The organism is Kosakonia sp. PSU_27 (assembly GCF_039409795.1).
GTDB lineage: Bacteria > Pseudomonadota > Gammaproteobacteria > Enterobacterales > Enterobacteriaceae > Kosakonia.
On sequence record NZ_JBCIVK010000012.1, the window covers coordinates 63,392 to 77,346 of the forward strand.

General features: G+C 54.1%; 12 protein-coding genes, 2 pseudogenes and 1 other annotated feature. Of the genes and pseudogenes, 10 read left to right on the forward strand and 4 right to left on the reverse strand.

The window, feature by feature from the left end; translation table 11 throughout:
* Nucleotides 1–90: 90 nt before the first annotated feature.
* The 7 genes and pseudogenes from AAIG26_RS22700 (at nucleotide 91) to AAIG26_RS22730 (ending at nucleotide 6,415) form a co-directional block, all read left to right on the forward strand.
* A complete protein-coding gene (locus AAIG26_RS22700; RefSeq protein WP_269232011.1) occupies nucleotides 91–942 on the forward strand; it encodes a phage repressor protein CI in 852 nt (283 codons plus the stop codon).
* A 66-nt stretch (nucleotides 943–1,008) separates the two neighbouring features.
* Nucleotides 1,009–1,251: pseudogene (locus tag AAIG26_RS22705) on the forward strand (DUF2946 family protein); the annotation flags it as partial.
* Nucleotides 1,252–1,461: 210 nt separating this feature from the next.
* Nucleotides 1,462–1,665, forward strand: a pseudogene (locus AAIG26_RS22710) (DUF2946 family protein); the annotation flags it as partial.
* Between the two features lie 63 nt (nucleotides 1,666–1,728).
* A complete protein-coding gene (locus tag AAIG26_RS22715; protein ID WP_343181542.1) occupies nucleotides 1,729–3,090 on the forward strand; it encodes a PepSY-associated TM helix domain-containing protein in 1,362 nt (453 codons plus the stop codon).
* A gap of 182 nt (nucleotides 3,091–3,272) precedes the next feature.
* Entirely contained in the window at nucleotides 3,273–4,343 is a 1,071-nt protein-coding gene (gene aroF, locus AAIG26_RS22720; protein ID WP_020454772.1) for a 3-deoxy-7-phosphoheptulonate synthase AroF, read from the forward strand.
* 9 nt (nucleotides 4,344–4,352) lie between these two features.
* Nucleotides 4,353–5,474 (forward strand): bifunctional chorismate mutase/prephenate dehydrogenase, encoded by a 1,122-nt coding sequence (tyrA, locus tag AAIG26_RS22725; protein ID WP_097408034.1) that lies wholly within the window; start codon nucleotides 4,353–4,355, stop codon nucleotides 5,472–5,474.
* Between the two features lie 68 nt (nucleotides 5,475–5,542).
* Nucleotides 5,543–6,415, forward strand: coding sequence for an SMP-30/gluconolactonase/LRE family protein (locus tag AAIG26_RS22730; RefSeq protein WP_045513826.1), 873 nt, complete (start codon nucleotides 5,543–5,545; stop codon nucleotides 6,413–6,415).
* On the opposite strand, the gene pheA is transcribed toward AAIG26_RS22730, so the two are convergent.
* The 4 genes from pheA to bamD form a co-directional block, all read right to left on the reverse strand.
* Nucleotides 6,412–7,572 carry a bifunctional chorismate mutase/prephenate dehydratase gene (gene pheA / locus AAIG26_RS22735; RefSeq protein ID WP_020454769.1) on the reverse strand — a complete coding sequence of 387 codons (1,161 nt, stop codon included), beginning with the start codon at nucleotides 7,570–7,572 and terminating at the stop codon, nucleotides 6,412–6,414. The two genes, AAIG26_RS22730 and pheA, sit on opposite strands and share 4 nt — an antisense overlap.
* A 30-nt stretch (nucleotides 7,573–7,602) precedes the next feature.
* Nucleotides 7,603–7,728 (reverse strand) — a sequence feature (Phe leader region).
* The gene (pheL, locus tag AAIG26_RS22740) at nucleotides 7,677–7,727 is read right to left on the reverse strand and encodes a pheA operon leader peptide PheL (RefSeq protein WP_189660115.1); all 51 of its coding nucleotides are present in this window, start codon (nucleotides 7,725–7,727) and stop codon (nucleotides 7,677–7,679) included. Its footprint overlaps the feature before it by 51 nt.
* Nucleotides 7,729–7,829: 101 nt before the next feature.
* Entirely contained in the window at nucleotides 7,830–8,168 is a 339-nt protein-coding gene (gene raiA / locus AAIG26_RS22745) for a ribosome-associated translation inhibitor RaiA (RefSeq protein ID WP_044489450.1), read from the reverse strand.
* A 275-nt stretch (nucleotides 8,169–8,443) separates the two neighbouring features.
* A complete protein-coding gene (bamD, locus tag AAIG26_RS22750; protein ID WP_020454767.1) occupies nucleotides 8,444–9,181 on the reverse strand; it encodes an outer membrane protein assembly factor BamD in 738 nt (245 codons plus the stop codon).
* A 131-nt stretch (nucleotides 9,182–9,312) separates the two neighbouring features.
* Between bamD and rluD the strand changes: the two genes are divergently transcribed.
* The 3 genes from rluD (at nucleotide 9,313) to clpB (ending at nucleotide 13,724) form a co-directional block, all read left to right on the forward strand.
* A complete protein-coding gene (rluD, locus tag AAIG26_RS22755; RefSeq protein ID WP_017459962.1) occupies nucleotides 9,313–10,293 on the forward strand; it encodes a 23S rRNA pseudouridine(1911/1915/1917) synthase RluD in 981 nt (326 codons plus the stop codon).
* The gene (gene yfiH, locus AAIG26_RS22760) at nucleotides 10,290–11,021 is read left to right on the forward strand and encodes a purine nucleoside phosphorylase YfiH (protein ID WP_343181543.1); all 732 of its coding nucleotides are present in this window, start codon (nucleotides 10,290–10,292) and stop codon (nucleotides 11,019–11,021) included. Before rluD ends, yfiH begins: the two co-directional genes overlap by 4 nt.
* Before the next feature lie 129 nt (nucleotides 11,022–11,150).
* A complete protein-coding gene (gene clpB / locus AAIG26_RS22765) occupies nucleotides 11,151–13,724 on the forward strand; it encodes an ATP-dependent chaperone ClpB (protein WP_343181544.1) in 2,574 nt (857 codons plus the stop codon).
* Nucleotides 13,725–13,955 lie beyond the last annotated feature (231 nt).

The window sequence follows — 13,955 nt, forward strand, 5'->3', positions numbered from 1 at the left end:
ATGTACTGCGAAGCTGTGCTTTTTGGTCGATGTACAGCAATATAAATCGCAAATGCGATTGTGTAAATCACTTTTTCGATGTTGGTGTCCATGAGTGAAAACAAGATGAGTGTTCAGGATGTGATTGAGCGCATTGCCGCGTCCTATTCCGTCTCCAGCCAGAAAGCCCTCGCTGAGGCGCTGGATGTGCCGGCGAACAATATCAGCAGCTGGATCCAGCGCGATAGCGTGTCGTATAAAGCGGTGGTCAAATGCGCACTCGACACCGGCGCAGACCTGCACTGGCTGGTGACAGGTGAATTTGCAAATGCGAAATTGACGGATAAACCGGTGCCGAAGGGCAAAGCGCTGTACGACGAAATTTTGTCGACCGGCGGGCGTCCGGTGCTGCGCCGTATCCTTGATGCGTACGGGTTCGAGATGCAAAAAGAGCTGGGAGATTTACTGGATATCTCCTCCGGTACCATCAGCACCTGGGTGCGACGTGAGTTTTTCCCTGGCGATGTAGTGGTGACTTGTGCGCTGGATACCGGCGTCTCTTTAGGCTGGCTGGCGACGGGCAAAGGCGAAATGTATCCCGCTGCAACCGCGGGCGCCGCGCAAAATGACGCGGCGCTGAGCATCCCGAAATTTCGCCATGAGTCTGGCGAGCTGAAAGAGGCGGGCGTCTGGTCGCTGGATCGCAGTCTCGCGCCAGCGTCTACCGACGGTTTGAATTTTATTGAAGGGCTAAATGCGGGCTGGCTGGTGGATACCCGTGCGCAAAAAATTGGCAACGGCCGCTGGTTTATCAGCATTGACGATACGCTGGATGTTTTTGATGTGGTGCGTCTGCCGGGCGGCAAAGTGCGCCTTACCAACGGTGCGGTGGATTTTGAGTGTGCGGTAGCGGAAATTGTGCCGTATGGCGTGGTGGTCTTTACGCTCGAGAAACATGTCTGAGCCGCTGGCGCTGAGTCTGCAGAAAAACGACAAGTAAATTAACTTTCTGGTGATGTTTAATTTACAATGCCGCTTCGACCGGGAGGGGAAGTGGTGAGGAACGTTTTTCATCAATACGCAGCACAACGCGCAGCCGCAGGGCTGGCGCTGTTTGCGATCTTGCTGATCCTCGTCGCGCCGCTGATTTCTGTTTCGCTGCAGCAAGATCCTATGAGTGCGATGCCCGGCATGCACCACGAGATGGGCATGCCGATGCACGCACATCACGATGTCGCATCGCAGCCGAATGAGATGAGCATGCCGATGCACTCACATCACGATGTTGCATCGCCGCCGAACGTGATGAGCATGCCGATGCACGCACATCACGATGCCGCATCGCAGCCCAATGAGATGAGCATGCCGATGCATGCACATCACGATGTTGCATCGCCGCCGAACGAGATGAGCATGCCAATGCATGCACACCACGATGTCGCATCGCCGCCGATGTCGCGCCATCAACCTTCGCCGCAAAGTATGCCGCTTGATCACGCCGAGGCCTGTGGCTACTGCGTACTGCTGGCACATGTTCCCGGTCTTCTCTTCCTCGTTATTTTGCTCCTGCTCGGTCGTGTGCTGCGCATCTGCCTGGTCGTTGCCCGTCAGCCTGTTCAGCACTGGCACTTCTTTCCCTGGCTTTGTCCTGATACCCGCGCCCCGCCGCGCGTCTGCTTTTCCTGATCCTAAAAAAATGTCCGTTCGCCTGTGCGAAACGGCGACCTTTTGCTATTTCTGAGGAAAAGTATGACAACCTGCACTCCGCGTGCGGCGTGGCTCAGCGTGCTGCGACGCCTGCATTTTTACATTGGCCTGTTTGTCGGCCCGTTTATTTTTGTCGCCGCCCTGAGCGGCACGTTATACGTGGCGACGCCACAGCTGGAAAACTGGCTCTATCACGATGCGCTTTACGGTGTGGAAGGGGGAGCACGGCAGCCGCTCGCCGAACAGATTGCCGTTGCTGAACAGCTAACCGGCGGTCATTTGCGTCTGCATGCGGTGCGCCCTGGCCTTACCGGGAGTGACACTACCCGCGTGATGTTTGCTGACCCACAACTGGGGGCATCGGAGAACCGCGCGATATTTATCGATCCGGTGACGCTGCAAGTGAAAGGGGATATGACGGTCTACGGCACCAGTGGAATTTTGCCGCTGCGCCAGTGGATTGACTATTTCCACCGCTCGCTACTGCTGGGCGATGTGGGGCGTCTGTATAGCGAACTGGCGGCGTCCTGGATGTGGGTTGCCGCGCTTGGTGGTATTGCGCTGTGGTTTTTTACCCGCCCGAAACGGCGCATTAATAACGCTGTGCAAAATCATCGTCGCCTGCATGTCTCTTTAGGCTGGCTCCTGCTTATCGGGATGCTGCTGTTTTCCGCCACCGGTCTGACCTGGTCGCAGTGGGCGGGCGGCAATGTTGACAGTCTGCGTGCAGCGCTTGGCTGGATGACGCCGCAGGTTAATACGCAACTGCATGGTGTGCAGGAGATACACGATCCGCATGCGGAACACCATATGATGCATGAGGGGATGGCTATGCCGGATATGCAGCTGGACCGGGTGCAGTTCGATGAAGCGTTGCACAGTGCGCGGCAGGCCGGGATCGCCGCCGGCAAGCTGGAGATCCGCCCGCCACGCAGTGCGGATAAAGCCTGGACGGTAACCGAAATCGATCGCGGCTGGCCCACGCGTGTGGATGCGGTGGCGATTGATGGCAGCACGATGACGGTGGTGGATCGCACAAGGTTCACGGACTTTCCGCTGATGGCGAAGCTGACGCGCTGGGGCGTTGATTTCCATATGGGCATTCTGTTTGGCCTGGCGAACCAGTTGCTGCTGATCGCCTTTGGCAGTGCGCTGTGCGTGATGATTGTGGTTGGTTACCGGCTGTGGTGGATCCGCCGCCCGGCCAGTGCCAACGCCAACCCGGCAAGTACGCTGCTGCACAATTGGCTGGGTTTACCGCTGTCAGGACGGGTAATAAGCGCATTACTGGCGCTGTTGCTGGGGCTGGCGTTACCCGTCATGGGTGCCAGCTTGCTGCTGTTTATCCTCGTTGATGCTTTGCGCTGGAAACACCATGCCAGGCGCTCTGCCGTAACGATGTAGTAGTAAAATGCCACTGGGTGTAAAAAAATAATTACACTTAGTGGTGATTAAATGGCAATTAATTTGCCATTGTAAAGTAATCGTTACGTTATGTGGATTGAAATCTTTACCAGCTATGGTATCGTTACGTCATCCTCACTCGAGGAACAACTATCGCAAACGAGCCATACAGGATTTTGATCATGCAAAAAGACGCGCTGAATAACGTACATATTACCGATGAACAGGTGCTGATCACCCCGGATCAGTTGAAAGCGGCCTTCCCGTTGACTGCCGAGCAGGAAGCGCAAATCGCCCAGTCCCGCCAGACCATTTCCAACATCATTGCCGGGCGCGATCCGCGTCTGCTGGTGGTCTGCGGTCCTTGCTCGATTCACGATCCTGAAGCCGCGATTGAATATGCCCGTCGATTTAAAGCCCTTGCCGCAGAGGTCAGCGATAGCCTCTATCTGGTGATGCGCGTCTATTTTGAAAAACCCCGGACCACCGTTGGCTGGAAGGGGCTGATTAACGATCCGCACATGGATGGCTCGTTTGATGTGGAAGCTGGCCTGAAGATTGCGCGTCGTCTGCTGGTTGAGCTGGTCAGTATGGGGCTGCCGCTGGCAACTGAAGCGCTGGATCCGAATAGCCCGCAGTTCCTTGGCGACCTGTTTAGCTGGTCGGCGATTGGTGCGCGAACCACTGAATCGCAGACGCACCGCGAAATGGCTTCAGGTTTATCGATGCCGGTTGGCTTCAAAAACGGCACCGATGGCAGCCTGGCGACCGCTATCAATGCGATGCGCGCCGCAGCCATGCCGCACCGCTTTGTGGGGATCAACCAGGCCGGCCAGGTCTGCCTGCTGCAAACCCAGGGCAACCCGGATGGACATGTGATCCTGCGCGGCGGTAAAGCGCCGAATTACAGCCCGGCGGATGTCGCGCAGTGTGAAAAAGAGATGGAACAGGCGGGACTGAGACCGTCGCTGATGGTAGATTGCAGCCATGGTAATTCCAATAAAGATTACCGTCGCCAGCCTGCCGTTGCTGAATCGGTGGTGGCGCAGATCAAAGATGGCAACCGTTCGATTACCGGTCTGATGATTGAGAGCAATATTCATGAAGGCAATCAATCTTCTGAGCAGCCGCGCTGCGAGATGAAGTATGGCGTTTCCGTGACCGATGCGTGCATCAGTTGGGAAGCGACCGAAGCGCTGCTGCGTGAAATCAATAACGATCTGCGTAACAGCCTGGCGGCGCGTTTTGCTTAAGAGGGTGTTATGGTTGCTGAACTGACCGCGCTGCGCGATCAAATTGATGAAGTTGACAAGGCGTTGCTGGATTTGCTGGCGCGCCGCCTGGAGCTGGTGGCGGAAGTTGGCGAAGTCAAAAGTAAATATGGCTTGCCAATTTATGTACCGGAGCGCGAAGCGACGATGCTGGCATCGCGTCGTAAAGAGGCTGAATCACTGGGTGTGCCGCCGGATTTGATTGAAGATGTGTTGCGCCGCGTCATGCGCGAATCCTACTCCAGTGAAAATGACAAAGGGTTTAAAACCCTGTGTCCGACGCTTCGCCCGGTGGTGATTGTTGGTGGCGGCGGGCAGATGGGGCAACTGTTTGCCAAAATGCTGACGCTCTCTGGCTACCAGGTGCGCATCCTTGAAAAAGAGGACTGGGCGCAGGCCGATATGCTGCTGGCTGACGCGGGCATGGTGATTGTCAGCGTGCCTATTCACGTTACCGAGCAGGTGATCGGCAAACTGCCGACCTTGCCGGAGGACTGTATTCTGGTCGATCTGGCGTCGGTGAAAAGCGGCCCGTTACAGGCGATGCTGAGCGCGCATAAAGGGCCGGTGCTCGGGCTGCATCCGATGTTTGGCCCGGACAGCGGCAGCCTGGCTAAACAGGTGGTGGTCTGGTGTGATGGCCGACAGCCGGAAGCGTACCAGTGGTTCCTGGAGCAGATTCAGGTATGGGGCGCGCGTTTGCACCGCATTAGCGCTGTTGAACACGATCAGAATATGGCCTTTATTCAGGCGCTGCGCCACTTCGCGACCTTCGCGTATGGTTTGCATCTGGCGGAAGAGAATGTTCAGCTCGAACAGTTGCTGGCGCTTTCCTCACCGATTTATCGCCTGGAACTGGCGATGGTCGGGCGCTTGTTTGCTCAGGATCCACAGTTGTACGCCGACATTATTATGTCGTCATCCAGTAACCTGGCGCTGATTAAACGCTACTACCAGCGTTTTGGCGAAGCGATTGGCCTGCTGGAGCAGGGCGATAAGCAGGCGTTTATCGACAGCTTCCGCAAAGTTGAACACTGGTTTGGTGACTATGCGCAACGTTTCCAGAGCGAAAGCCGCGTGTTGTTACGCCAGGCCAACGACAGCCGCCCGTAAATAAAAAAGCCGTTTATACTGAAAAGCCAGTGGTTACCCGCTGGCTTTTTTCATTTAAGGGATGCGCAATGGCTGAGCTGCACACGCTGTTTGATTACACCGGGCATTTGCCGGAATGCCCCACCTGGAGCGACGCGGAGCAGGCGCTCTACTGGGCAGATATTATTGAAGGTGAGATCCACCGTTATCACTTATCGTCTGGCGAACATACGGTGCTGTCGTTTGCCGAAGAGGTTGGCTGCTTTGCGCTACGTGAGAAAGGCGGCTTTATCGTGGCGATGCGTAATGGCATCTGGCTGACGGATGCGCGCGGTTTGCTGCGACAAAAAGTGTGTGATAACCCTTCAAACCCGCAACTGGCGCGCTTTAACGATGGCGGCACCGATCATCTTGGCCGTTTTTATGCGGGCACATTCTGGGGGCCGGGCGATTATAACGGCGCGTTGCTGTTGCGCATTAATCATGACCTCACGCCCAAAGTGTTGCAGTGCGACATTCACGGTGCCAATGGTCTTGCCTTCAGCCACGATAAGCAGTGGATGTTCACCTCGGACACGCCGAACGCGGTGATTTACCGCACGCCGCTTGATGAGCAGGGTGAGCCGGGTAAACGCGAGGTTTTCCGCCGCTTTAACGCCGGGGAAGGTATTCCGGACGGGGCGGCGATGGATGTGGAAGGTTGTTACTGGAGCGCAATGTTTGATGGCTGGCGCATCGCGCGTTTTTCGCCGCAGGGTGAACAACTGGCAGAGTATCGCTTGCCGGTGCGTTGCCCGACGATGGTCTGTTTTGGTGGGCCTGATATGAAAACGCTGTTTATCACCACCACGCGGGAAAATATGTCGGCGGACGAAGTGGCGCAATATCCGCTGTCGGGAGCGATCTTCACCCTGCCCGTGGCGGTGGCAGGAATGAAGAAACCGCTGTTTAAAGAGGTTTAAGCCGGGTCGACCGGCACCACATTTTCACTGGGGTAGCAACCGAGGACTTTCAGCGAACGCGCGGTGTCGGTGAGTTCGCGCAGCGCTTTTTGCATCTGCCCGGATTGCAAATTGGCCTGCACATCGATGTAGAACATCTCTTCCCACGGGTTGCCGTGGATCGGGCGCGATTCCAGTTTGGTCATGATCAAATTGTGGTTACGCAGCACCAGCAGGGCTTCAACCAGCGAGCCTGCTTGCTGGCCGGTTGCCATCAGCAGCGTAGTTTTTGCCGGAACCTGATCGGATACATCAATGGCTTTACGCGCCAGCACCACAAAGCGTGTGATGTTCTGCGTCTGGTTCGCCAGATTACGTTGCAGTACCTGCAAGCCATACAGCGCGCCACCGGCTTCGCTGCCCAGTGCCGCAACTTGCGGCGAATTCGCCTGCGCGACCTTTTCCATCGCGGCGGAAGTGCTTTCGCAATACTCAATTTTCCACTGTGGATAGCGGTTAATGAACTGGCTGCACTGCTGGAAAGGCTGCGGATGGCTGTAAACCGTGGTGATGTGTTCTAAATCAGTGGAGCCGGAAACCAGAATGCAATGGTCGATAGGCACCGTCAGTTCACCAACGATAGACAAACTGGTGTGCTGGAGCAGGTCGTAAACGTCGTTAATCGCCCCGGAGCTGGTGTTCTCCAGCGGCACCACCGCGTAATCGGCCTGACCCGTTTCCACCTGGCTGAAGATATCGTGAAATTTCAGGCAACCGCTTTCAATGAACTGCTCAAAATGGCGCGCCGCGTACTGACGGGCGGCCAGGTGTGAATAGGATCCTTTTGGCCCCAAAAAGGCGATGCGGGCAGAGTGCGGGTTGATTTTATTCAGATGCTGCTGGAGCAGGGCTTGCTGGGTGAGAACGGAATCTTCGATGATCAACTGAAACAGGCGGGTGATGTAGTGGGCATCCAGATGATGCGCTTTGCCGAGCTCTATCAAACGTTCGAGTAAATCACGTTCGCGATCGATATCGCGTACCGGACGGTGTGAATCCAGCTTGGCCTTGCCGACTTCAACAGAGAGCTGGCGGCGTTCGGCCAGCAGCGTCAGCAGCTGTTCATCCAGTGCGCTGATCTTTACGCGTAAATCCAGTAAGGGGTTTTCAGCCGTCATGTTGTTGCCTTTCGTCTTTAATTGTTATCAATAAAAAAGGCCTCCCGGTGTGGGAGGCCTTATTGTTCGTCTTCGCATTCTTTATCACAAAACGAATCGCCTCCCTAATTGGGGAAGGTAAAAAAGAATGCGAAGAAGAACGGAACAAGTTTCATGGAGTTTTCCTTTGTGCGACCGAAGTACAGTACCCGTACTGTTTTCGCTCTGTCAATAAAAAACGCGCCCGTGGGCGCGTTGGGATGGGCTCAATGTAGAGACTACTCTTCTTCTTCCTCAACGAAGCTTGTGTCTTTCACCGATGTTGCGGCGCGACGTGCTTCACCTTTGTGTTGCACTTTATTCAGCTGCCGTTCCAGCTTGTTAATCAAATCGTTGATGGCGGTATACATATCTTCATGTTTCGCACTGGCAACCAGTTGTCCGTTCGGTGTGTTGATGGTTGCATCGGCGATAAAGCCCTGTGGTTCTTTCGACAGGATGATATGCGGATTAATCAGTTGAGTTTGCCATTTATCCAGTTTGGCGAGACGGTCTGTGACATGCTGGCGGATTGCCGGAGTAATTTCCATTTGTTTACTGGTAATGTTCATTGTCATAAATTTTACCTCTTGTCTTTCCGTCTTGGTGATTTCAGCATACCGTCCACAATGTCAAAATGTGTGATTTAAATCACATTATTTTGTCACTTTTTGTCAATAAAGGGGTTTTGTGAGGCAGGGCAGGAAGAGGGCAAATTTACCTTGTCTACGCCATCATTAGCAGTCATAGTTGATAGGATGAATTGCGGCTAAACCGCTTTAGTGATAGATAAAATGAATAAAAAAACGGCAGCCGGAAGGCTGCCGTTTTGTATTTCAGGCGATCAGGTCAATCAGGTTCGATTGCTGTTCGCCGCAATAATTTTCGCCACTTTATCCGCCTGCGCGTTGAGTTGCAGCTCGCGATAGGCTTTTTCCATCAGCGGCAGCGCGTCATGGGTCGCTTTTGTATCCGGGAAGTCACGCAGCATCCCTTCTACGCGGTTGGTTACTGCAACCCAGGCACCGCGATCGGTGTAGTATTCCGCAACCGACAGTTCGTATTTCGACAGACGATCTTTCAGGAACACCAGTCGCCTGGTGGCGTCGGTGACGTACTGGCTGTTCGGGTAGCCGCGCACCAGTTTGGAGAAGTCTTTGAATGCGTCACGGGCATGCGCCGGATCGCGATCGCTCCGGTCTACGCCGAAGAACCCTTGCAGAGCACTGTCATCCAGCGCCATGTTGGTCAGCCCACGCATATACATTACATAATCAATGTTCGGGTGGGTTGGGTTCAGTCGAATAAAACGGTCAATCGCGGCTTGCGCTAGCGGCAGATCGGCATTTTTGTAGTACGCGTAGATCAGATCCAACTGCACTTGTTGTGAGTAAGGACCAAACGGATAACGATTATCCAGTGCTTCCAGTTGCGTTATTGCCGCCTTCCAGTTACCGTCTTGCAGCTTTTGCTGAGCTGTCGCGTAGATTTCGTTTGGCGGATTATCAGGTACTTCTTCCTTTGAACCGGAGCAACCTGTCAAAGCCAGACTCAACGTGGCGGCTGCCACCAGATATTTCAAGCGCGTCATGACGTTTAGACTTTCCTCAGAATGTTTACGCGGGAGATTCTTTATTCCTGCTCCCGACTAAGACCAGCTACAATAGCACACTATATTAAACGGCGAAGCCGTAAAACCCAACGTTAACGAAGAAGCTGTATATGGCACAACTGGTACAACTCACCGCAACGGTATCCGAAAACCAACTCGGTCAACGCTTAGATCAAGCTTTGGCCGAATTGTTCCCGGATTATTCACGTTCGCGTATAAAAGAATGGATTCTCGACCAGCGCGTGCTGGTCAACGGCGTTGTCAGCGACAAGCCGAAAGAGAAAGTGTTGGGTGGCGAACTCATTGCTATCAATGCGGAAATCGAAGAAGAAGCACGTTTTGAACCGCAGGATATTCCACTTAACATCGTCTATGAAGACGATGACATTATCGTCATTAACAAACCGCGCGACCTGGTTGTACACCCGGGCGCAGGTAACCCGGATGGCACTGTCCTTAACGCTCTGCTGCATTATTACCCGCCTATTGTGGATGTTCCGCGTGCAGGCATCGTCCACCGCCTGGATAAAGACACCACCGGTTTGATGGTAGTGGCGAAAACCGTACCCGCTCAGACGCGGCTGGTGGAGTCGCTGCAACTGCGAGAAATCACGCGTGAATACGAAGCGGTCGCGATTGGGCATATGACTTCTGGCGGCACGGTGGAAGAACCGATCAGCCGCCATCCGACCAAGCGTACCCATATGTCGGTGCACCCGATGGGCAAGCCGGCGGTGACACATTACCGCATTATGGAGCATTTCCGTGTGCATACGCGTCTGCGTCTGCGCCTGGAAACAGGCCGTACGCATCAGATTCGCGTACATATGGCGCATATCACTCACCCGCTGGTTGGCGATCAGCTCTATGGTGGTCGCCCGCGTCCGCCGAAAGGCGCATCGGACGAATTTATCGATGCACTGCGCAAGTTTGACCGCCAGGCGCTGCACGCTACCATGCTGCGCCTTTACCACCCTATCAGCGGTATTGAAATGGAATGGCATGCGCCAATTCCGCAAGATATGGTTGATTTGATTGATGCGATGCGCGCTGATTTTGAAACCCATAAGGACGATGTTGCCTGGTTATGACCAAACTGATCCTCCCGGACTGGCCGCTGCCGAAAGGTGTCGCGGCTTGTAGCTCGACGCGCGTCGGTGGTGTAAGCCTGCCACCTTACGATTCGCTGAATCTTGGCGCACACTGTGGTGACAATGCTGAGCATGTGGAAGAGAATCGCGCGCGCTTATTCGCGGCGGGCGGTTTGCCTTCGAAGCCGGAGTGGCTTGAACAGGTTCATGGTACTGACGTGCTCACACTTAGCGGTGGTCCTTACGCGTCGAAACGGGCGGATGCGTCATACAGCAACACACCCGGTACAGTCTGTGCGGTGATGACCGCAGACTGTTTACCGGTCTTGTTTTGTAACCAGGCGGGCACCAAAGTTGCTGCTGCTCACGCCGGCTGGCGGGGTTTATGTGCAGGTGTGCTGGAACAGACAGTTGCGTGTTTCACCGATAAGCCGGAAAATCTGCTGGCGTGGCTGGGGCCAGCAATTGGGCCGCAAGCGTTTGAAGTCGGTGCAGAAGTTCGTGAAGCGTTCATGGGGCATGATCCGCAGGCCGACAGCGCTTTTCGTCCTCACGGTGAAAAATATTTTGCTGATATTTATCAGCTCGCACGCCAGCGTCTGGCGAGCGTAGGCGTCCGGCATGTGTTCGGCGGCGATCGCTGTACCTTCAGCGATAAGGATAATTTTTTCTCATACCGCCGGGACAAGACGACCGGGCGTATGGCAAGTTTCATTTGGCTGATATAACCTAAAGAATCAAGACGATCCAGTACGCGTAGGTTTTCTTTCGCATAATTCAGGTCATTCACCTTGAATAATTGAGGGATGACCTCATTTAATCTCCAGTAGCAATTTTGACCTGTTATGGGAGGAGTTATGCGTCTGGATCGTCTTACTAATAAATTCCAGCTTGCTCTCGCCGATGCCCAGTCGCTCGCACTCGGGCACGACAACCAGTTTATCGAACCTCTTCATTTAATGAGCGCCTTACTCAATCAGGAAGGCGGTTCGATTCATCCTTTATTAACCTCTGCTGGCGTGAACGCCGGCCAGTTACGCACAGCGATTGAACAAGCGCTGAGCCGCTTACCGCAGGTGGAAGGCACCGGTGGCGACGTACAGCCTTCTCAGGATCTGGTACGTGTACTGAATCTTTGCGACAAGCTGGCGCAAAAGCGAGGTGACAACTTTATCTCGTCGGAACTTTTCGTTCTGGCTGCGCTTGAATCACGCGGTACGCTGACGGATTTGCTTAAAGCTGCTGGTGCGACAACGGCCAATGTGACCCAGGCGATTGAACAAATGCGTGGGGGAGAGAACGTGAACGATCAGGGGGCCGAAGACCAACGTCAGGCCTTGAAAAAATTTACCATCGATCTGACTGAGCGCGCCGAACAAGGCAAGCTCGATCCGGTTATCGGTCGTGACGAAGAGATTCGTCGTACGATCCAGGTACTGCAACGGCGTACCAAAAATAACCCGGTGCTGATTGGTGAACCGGGTGTCGGTAAAACCGCGATTGTCGAAGGGCTGGCGCAGCGTATTGTTAACGGCGAAGTGCCGGAAGGGCTGAAAGGCCGCCGTGTACTGGCGCTGGATATGGGCGCGCTGGTTGCCGGTGCAAAATATCGCGGTGAGTTTGAAGAGCGTTTAAAAGGTGTGCTGAACGACCTGGCGAAACAGGAAGGCAACGTCATTCTGTTTATTGACGAGCTGCATACGATGGTCGGTGCTGGTAAAGCCGATGGTGCAATGGATGCGGGCAACATGCTGAAACCTGCGCTAGCGCGCGGTGAGTTGCACTGTGTGGGGGCTACGACGCTGGATGAGTATCGCCAGTATATAGAGAAAGATGCGGCTCTCGAACGCCGTTTCCAGAAAGTGCTGGTGGCCGAGCCGACGGTGGAAGACACCATTGCGATTCTGCGTGGGCTGAAAGAGCGTTATGAACTGCATCATCACGTGCAAATTACCGACCCGGCAATTGTTGCGGCGGCAACGCTGTCGCATCGCTACATCGCCGATCGTCAGCTGCCGGATAAAGCCATCGACTTGATTGATGAAGCCGCGTCCAGCATTCGTATGCAGATTGACTCAAAACCGGAAGAACTCGACCGGCTCGATCGCCGTATCATCCAGCTCAAGCTGGAGCAGCGGGCGCTGATGAAAGAGTCCGATGAGGCCAGTCTCAAGCGGCTCGAAATGCTGAATGAAGAGCTGGAAGATAAAGAGCGCCAGTACTCATCATTAGAAGAAGAGTGGAAAGCGGAAAAAGCCTCCCTCTCCGGAACCCAAACCATCAAGTCGGAACTGGAGCAGGCCAAAATTGCCATGGAGCAAGCGCGTCGTAATGGTGATTTGGGACGCATGTCGGAACTTCAGTACGGGAAAATCCCGGAACTTGAAAAACAGCTGGCTGCCGCAACTCAGGCCGAGGGTAAAACCATGCGCCTGCTGCGTAACCGCGTGACCGATGCAGAAATTGCAGAGGTGTTGGCGCGCTGGACTGGCATCCCGGTAGCGAGAATGATGGAAGGCGAGCGCGAAAAATTACTGCGCATGGAGCATGACCTCCATCATCGTGTAATCGGTCAGGATGAAGCTGTCGAAGCCGTTTCTAACGCTATTCGCCGTAGCCGCGCAGGGCTGTCGGATCCGAATCGTCCGATCGGTTCGTTCCTGTTCCTTGGCCCAACTGGGGTGGGTAAAACCGAACTGTGTAAGTCTCTGGCAAACTTTATGTTCGACAGCGACGATGCAATGGTGCGTATCGACATGTCGGAATTTATGGAGAAACACTCCGTTTCGCGTCTTGTCGGTGCGCCTCCGGGATATGTTGGCTATGAAGAGGGCGGTTATCTGACAGAAGCGGTTCGCCGTCGCCCTTATTCCGTTATTCTGCTGGATGAAGTAGAGAAAGCGCATCCGGATGTGTTCAACATTTTGTTGCAGGTACTGGATGATGGTCGTCTGACAGACGGACAAGGCAGAACGGTTGATTTCCGTAATACGGTCGTCATTATGACTTCCAACCTGGGGTCTGATTTGATCCAGGAGCGTTTTGGCGATCTGGATTACAGCCACATGAAAGAGCTGGTGTTAGGTGTGGTGAGCCAGAATTTCCGTCCGGAATTCATCAACCGTATTGATGAAGTGGTAGTGTTCCATCCGTTGGGTGAAAAACACATTGCGTCTATTGCGCAGATCCAGTTGCAGCGTTTGTATAAGCGCCTGGAAGAGCGTGGTTATGCTGTAAGCATTTCCGACGACGCGCTGAAACTGCTCAGCGCAAACGGGTACGATCCGGTGTATGGCGCGCGTCCACTGAAACGCGCTATTCAACAGCAGATTGAAAACCCGCTGGCGCAGCAGATTCTTTCGGGTGAGCTGATTCCGGGCAAACCGGTGCAGCTCGTAGTGAAAGATGAGCGCATTGTGGCAGTGCAGTAAGTCACAAAAGAAGAAAACGAGCCCTTTCGGGCTCGTTTTTGTTTGAAAACCACGCAAGAATTTAACTTCTCAGCGTAATTCGCCTGAAAAGTGAGCGGACGGTTACTTTTTTCAAATTAGGGGTTGTCAGCGGGAATTAACTCCCTATAATGCGCCTCCACTGACACGGCACAACGGCAAACACACCGGCCTGTCAGGTGAAGCAATCTGAAAATAAACAGTTGACTTCAC

What these genes read in the sequence shown, in the direction of transcription:
- AAIG26_RS22700 (WP_269232011.1), top strand. Translation starts at nt 91, where the DNA reads ATGAGTGAAAACAAGATGAGTGTTCAGGATGTGATTGAGCGCATTGCC.
- AAIG26_RS22715 (WP_343181542.1), top strand. Translation starts at nt 1,729, where the DNA reads ATGACAACCTGCACTCCGCGTGCGGCGTGGCTCAGCGTGCTGCGACGC.
- aroF (WP_020454772.1), top strand. Translation starts at nt 3,273, where the DNA reads ATGCAAAAAGACGCGCTGAATAACGTACATATTACCGATGAACAGGTG.
- tyrA (WP_097408034.1), top strand. Translation starts at nt 4,353, where the DNA reads ATGGTTGCTGAACTGACCGCGCTGCGCGATCAAATTGATGAAGTTGAC.
- AAIG26_RS22730 (WP_045513826.1), top strand. Translation starts at nt 5,543, where the DNA reads ATGGCTGAGCTGCACACGCTGTTTGATTACACCGGGCATTTGCCGGAA.
- pheA (WP_020454769.1), bottom strand. Translation starts at nt 7,572, where the DNA reads ATGACGGCTGAAAACCCCTTACTGGATTTACGCGTAAAGATCAGCGCA.
- raiA (WP_044489450.1), bottom strand. Translation starts at nt 8,168, where the DNA reads ATGACAATGAACATTACCAGTAAACAAATGGAAATTACTCCGGCAATC.
- bamD (WP_020454767.1), bottom strand. Translation starts at nt 9,181, where the DNA reads ATGACGCGCTTGAAATATCTGGTGGCAGCCGCCACGTTGAGTCTGGCT.
- rluD (WP_017459962.1), top strand. Translation starts at nt 9,313, where the DNA reads ATGGCACAACTGGTACAACTCACCGCAACGGTATCCGAAAACCAACTC.
- yfiH (WP_343181543.1), top strand. Translation starts at nt 10,290, where the DNA reads ATGACCAAACTGATCCTCCCGGACTGGCCGCTGCCGAAAGGTGTCGCG.
- clpB (WP_343181544.1), top strand. Translation starts at nt 11,151, where the DNA reads ATGCGTCTGGATCGTCTTACTAATAAATTCCAGCTTGCTCTCGCCGAT.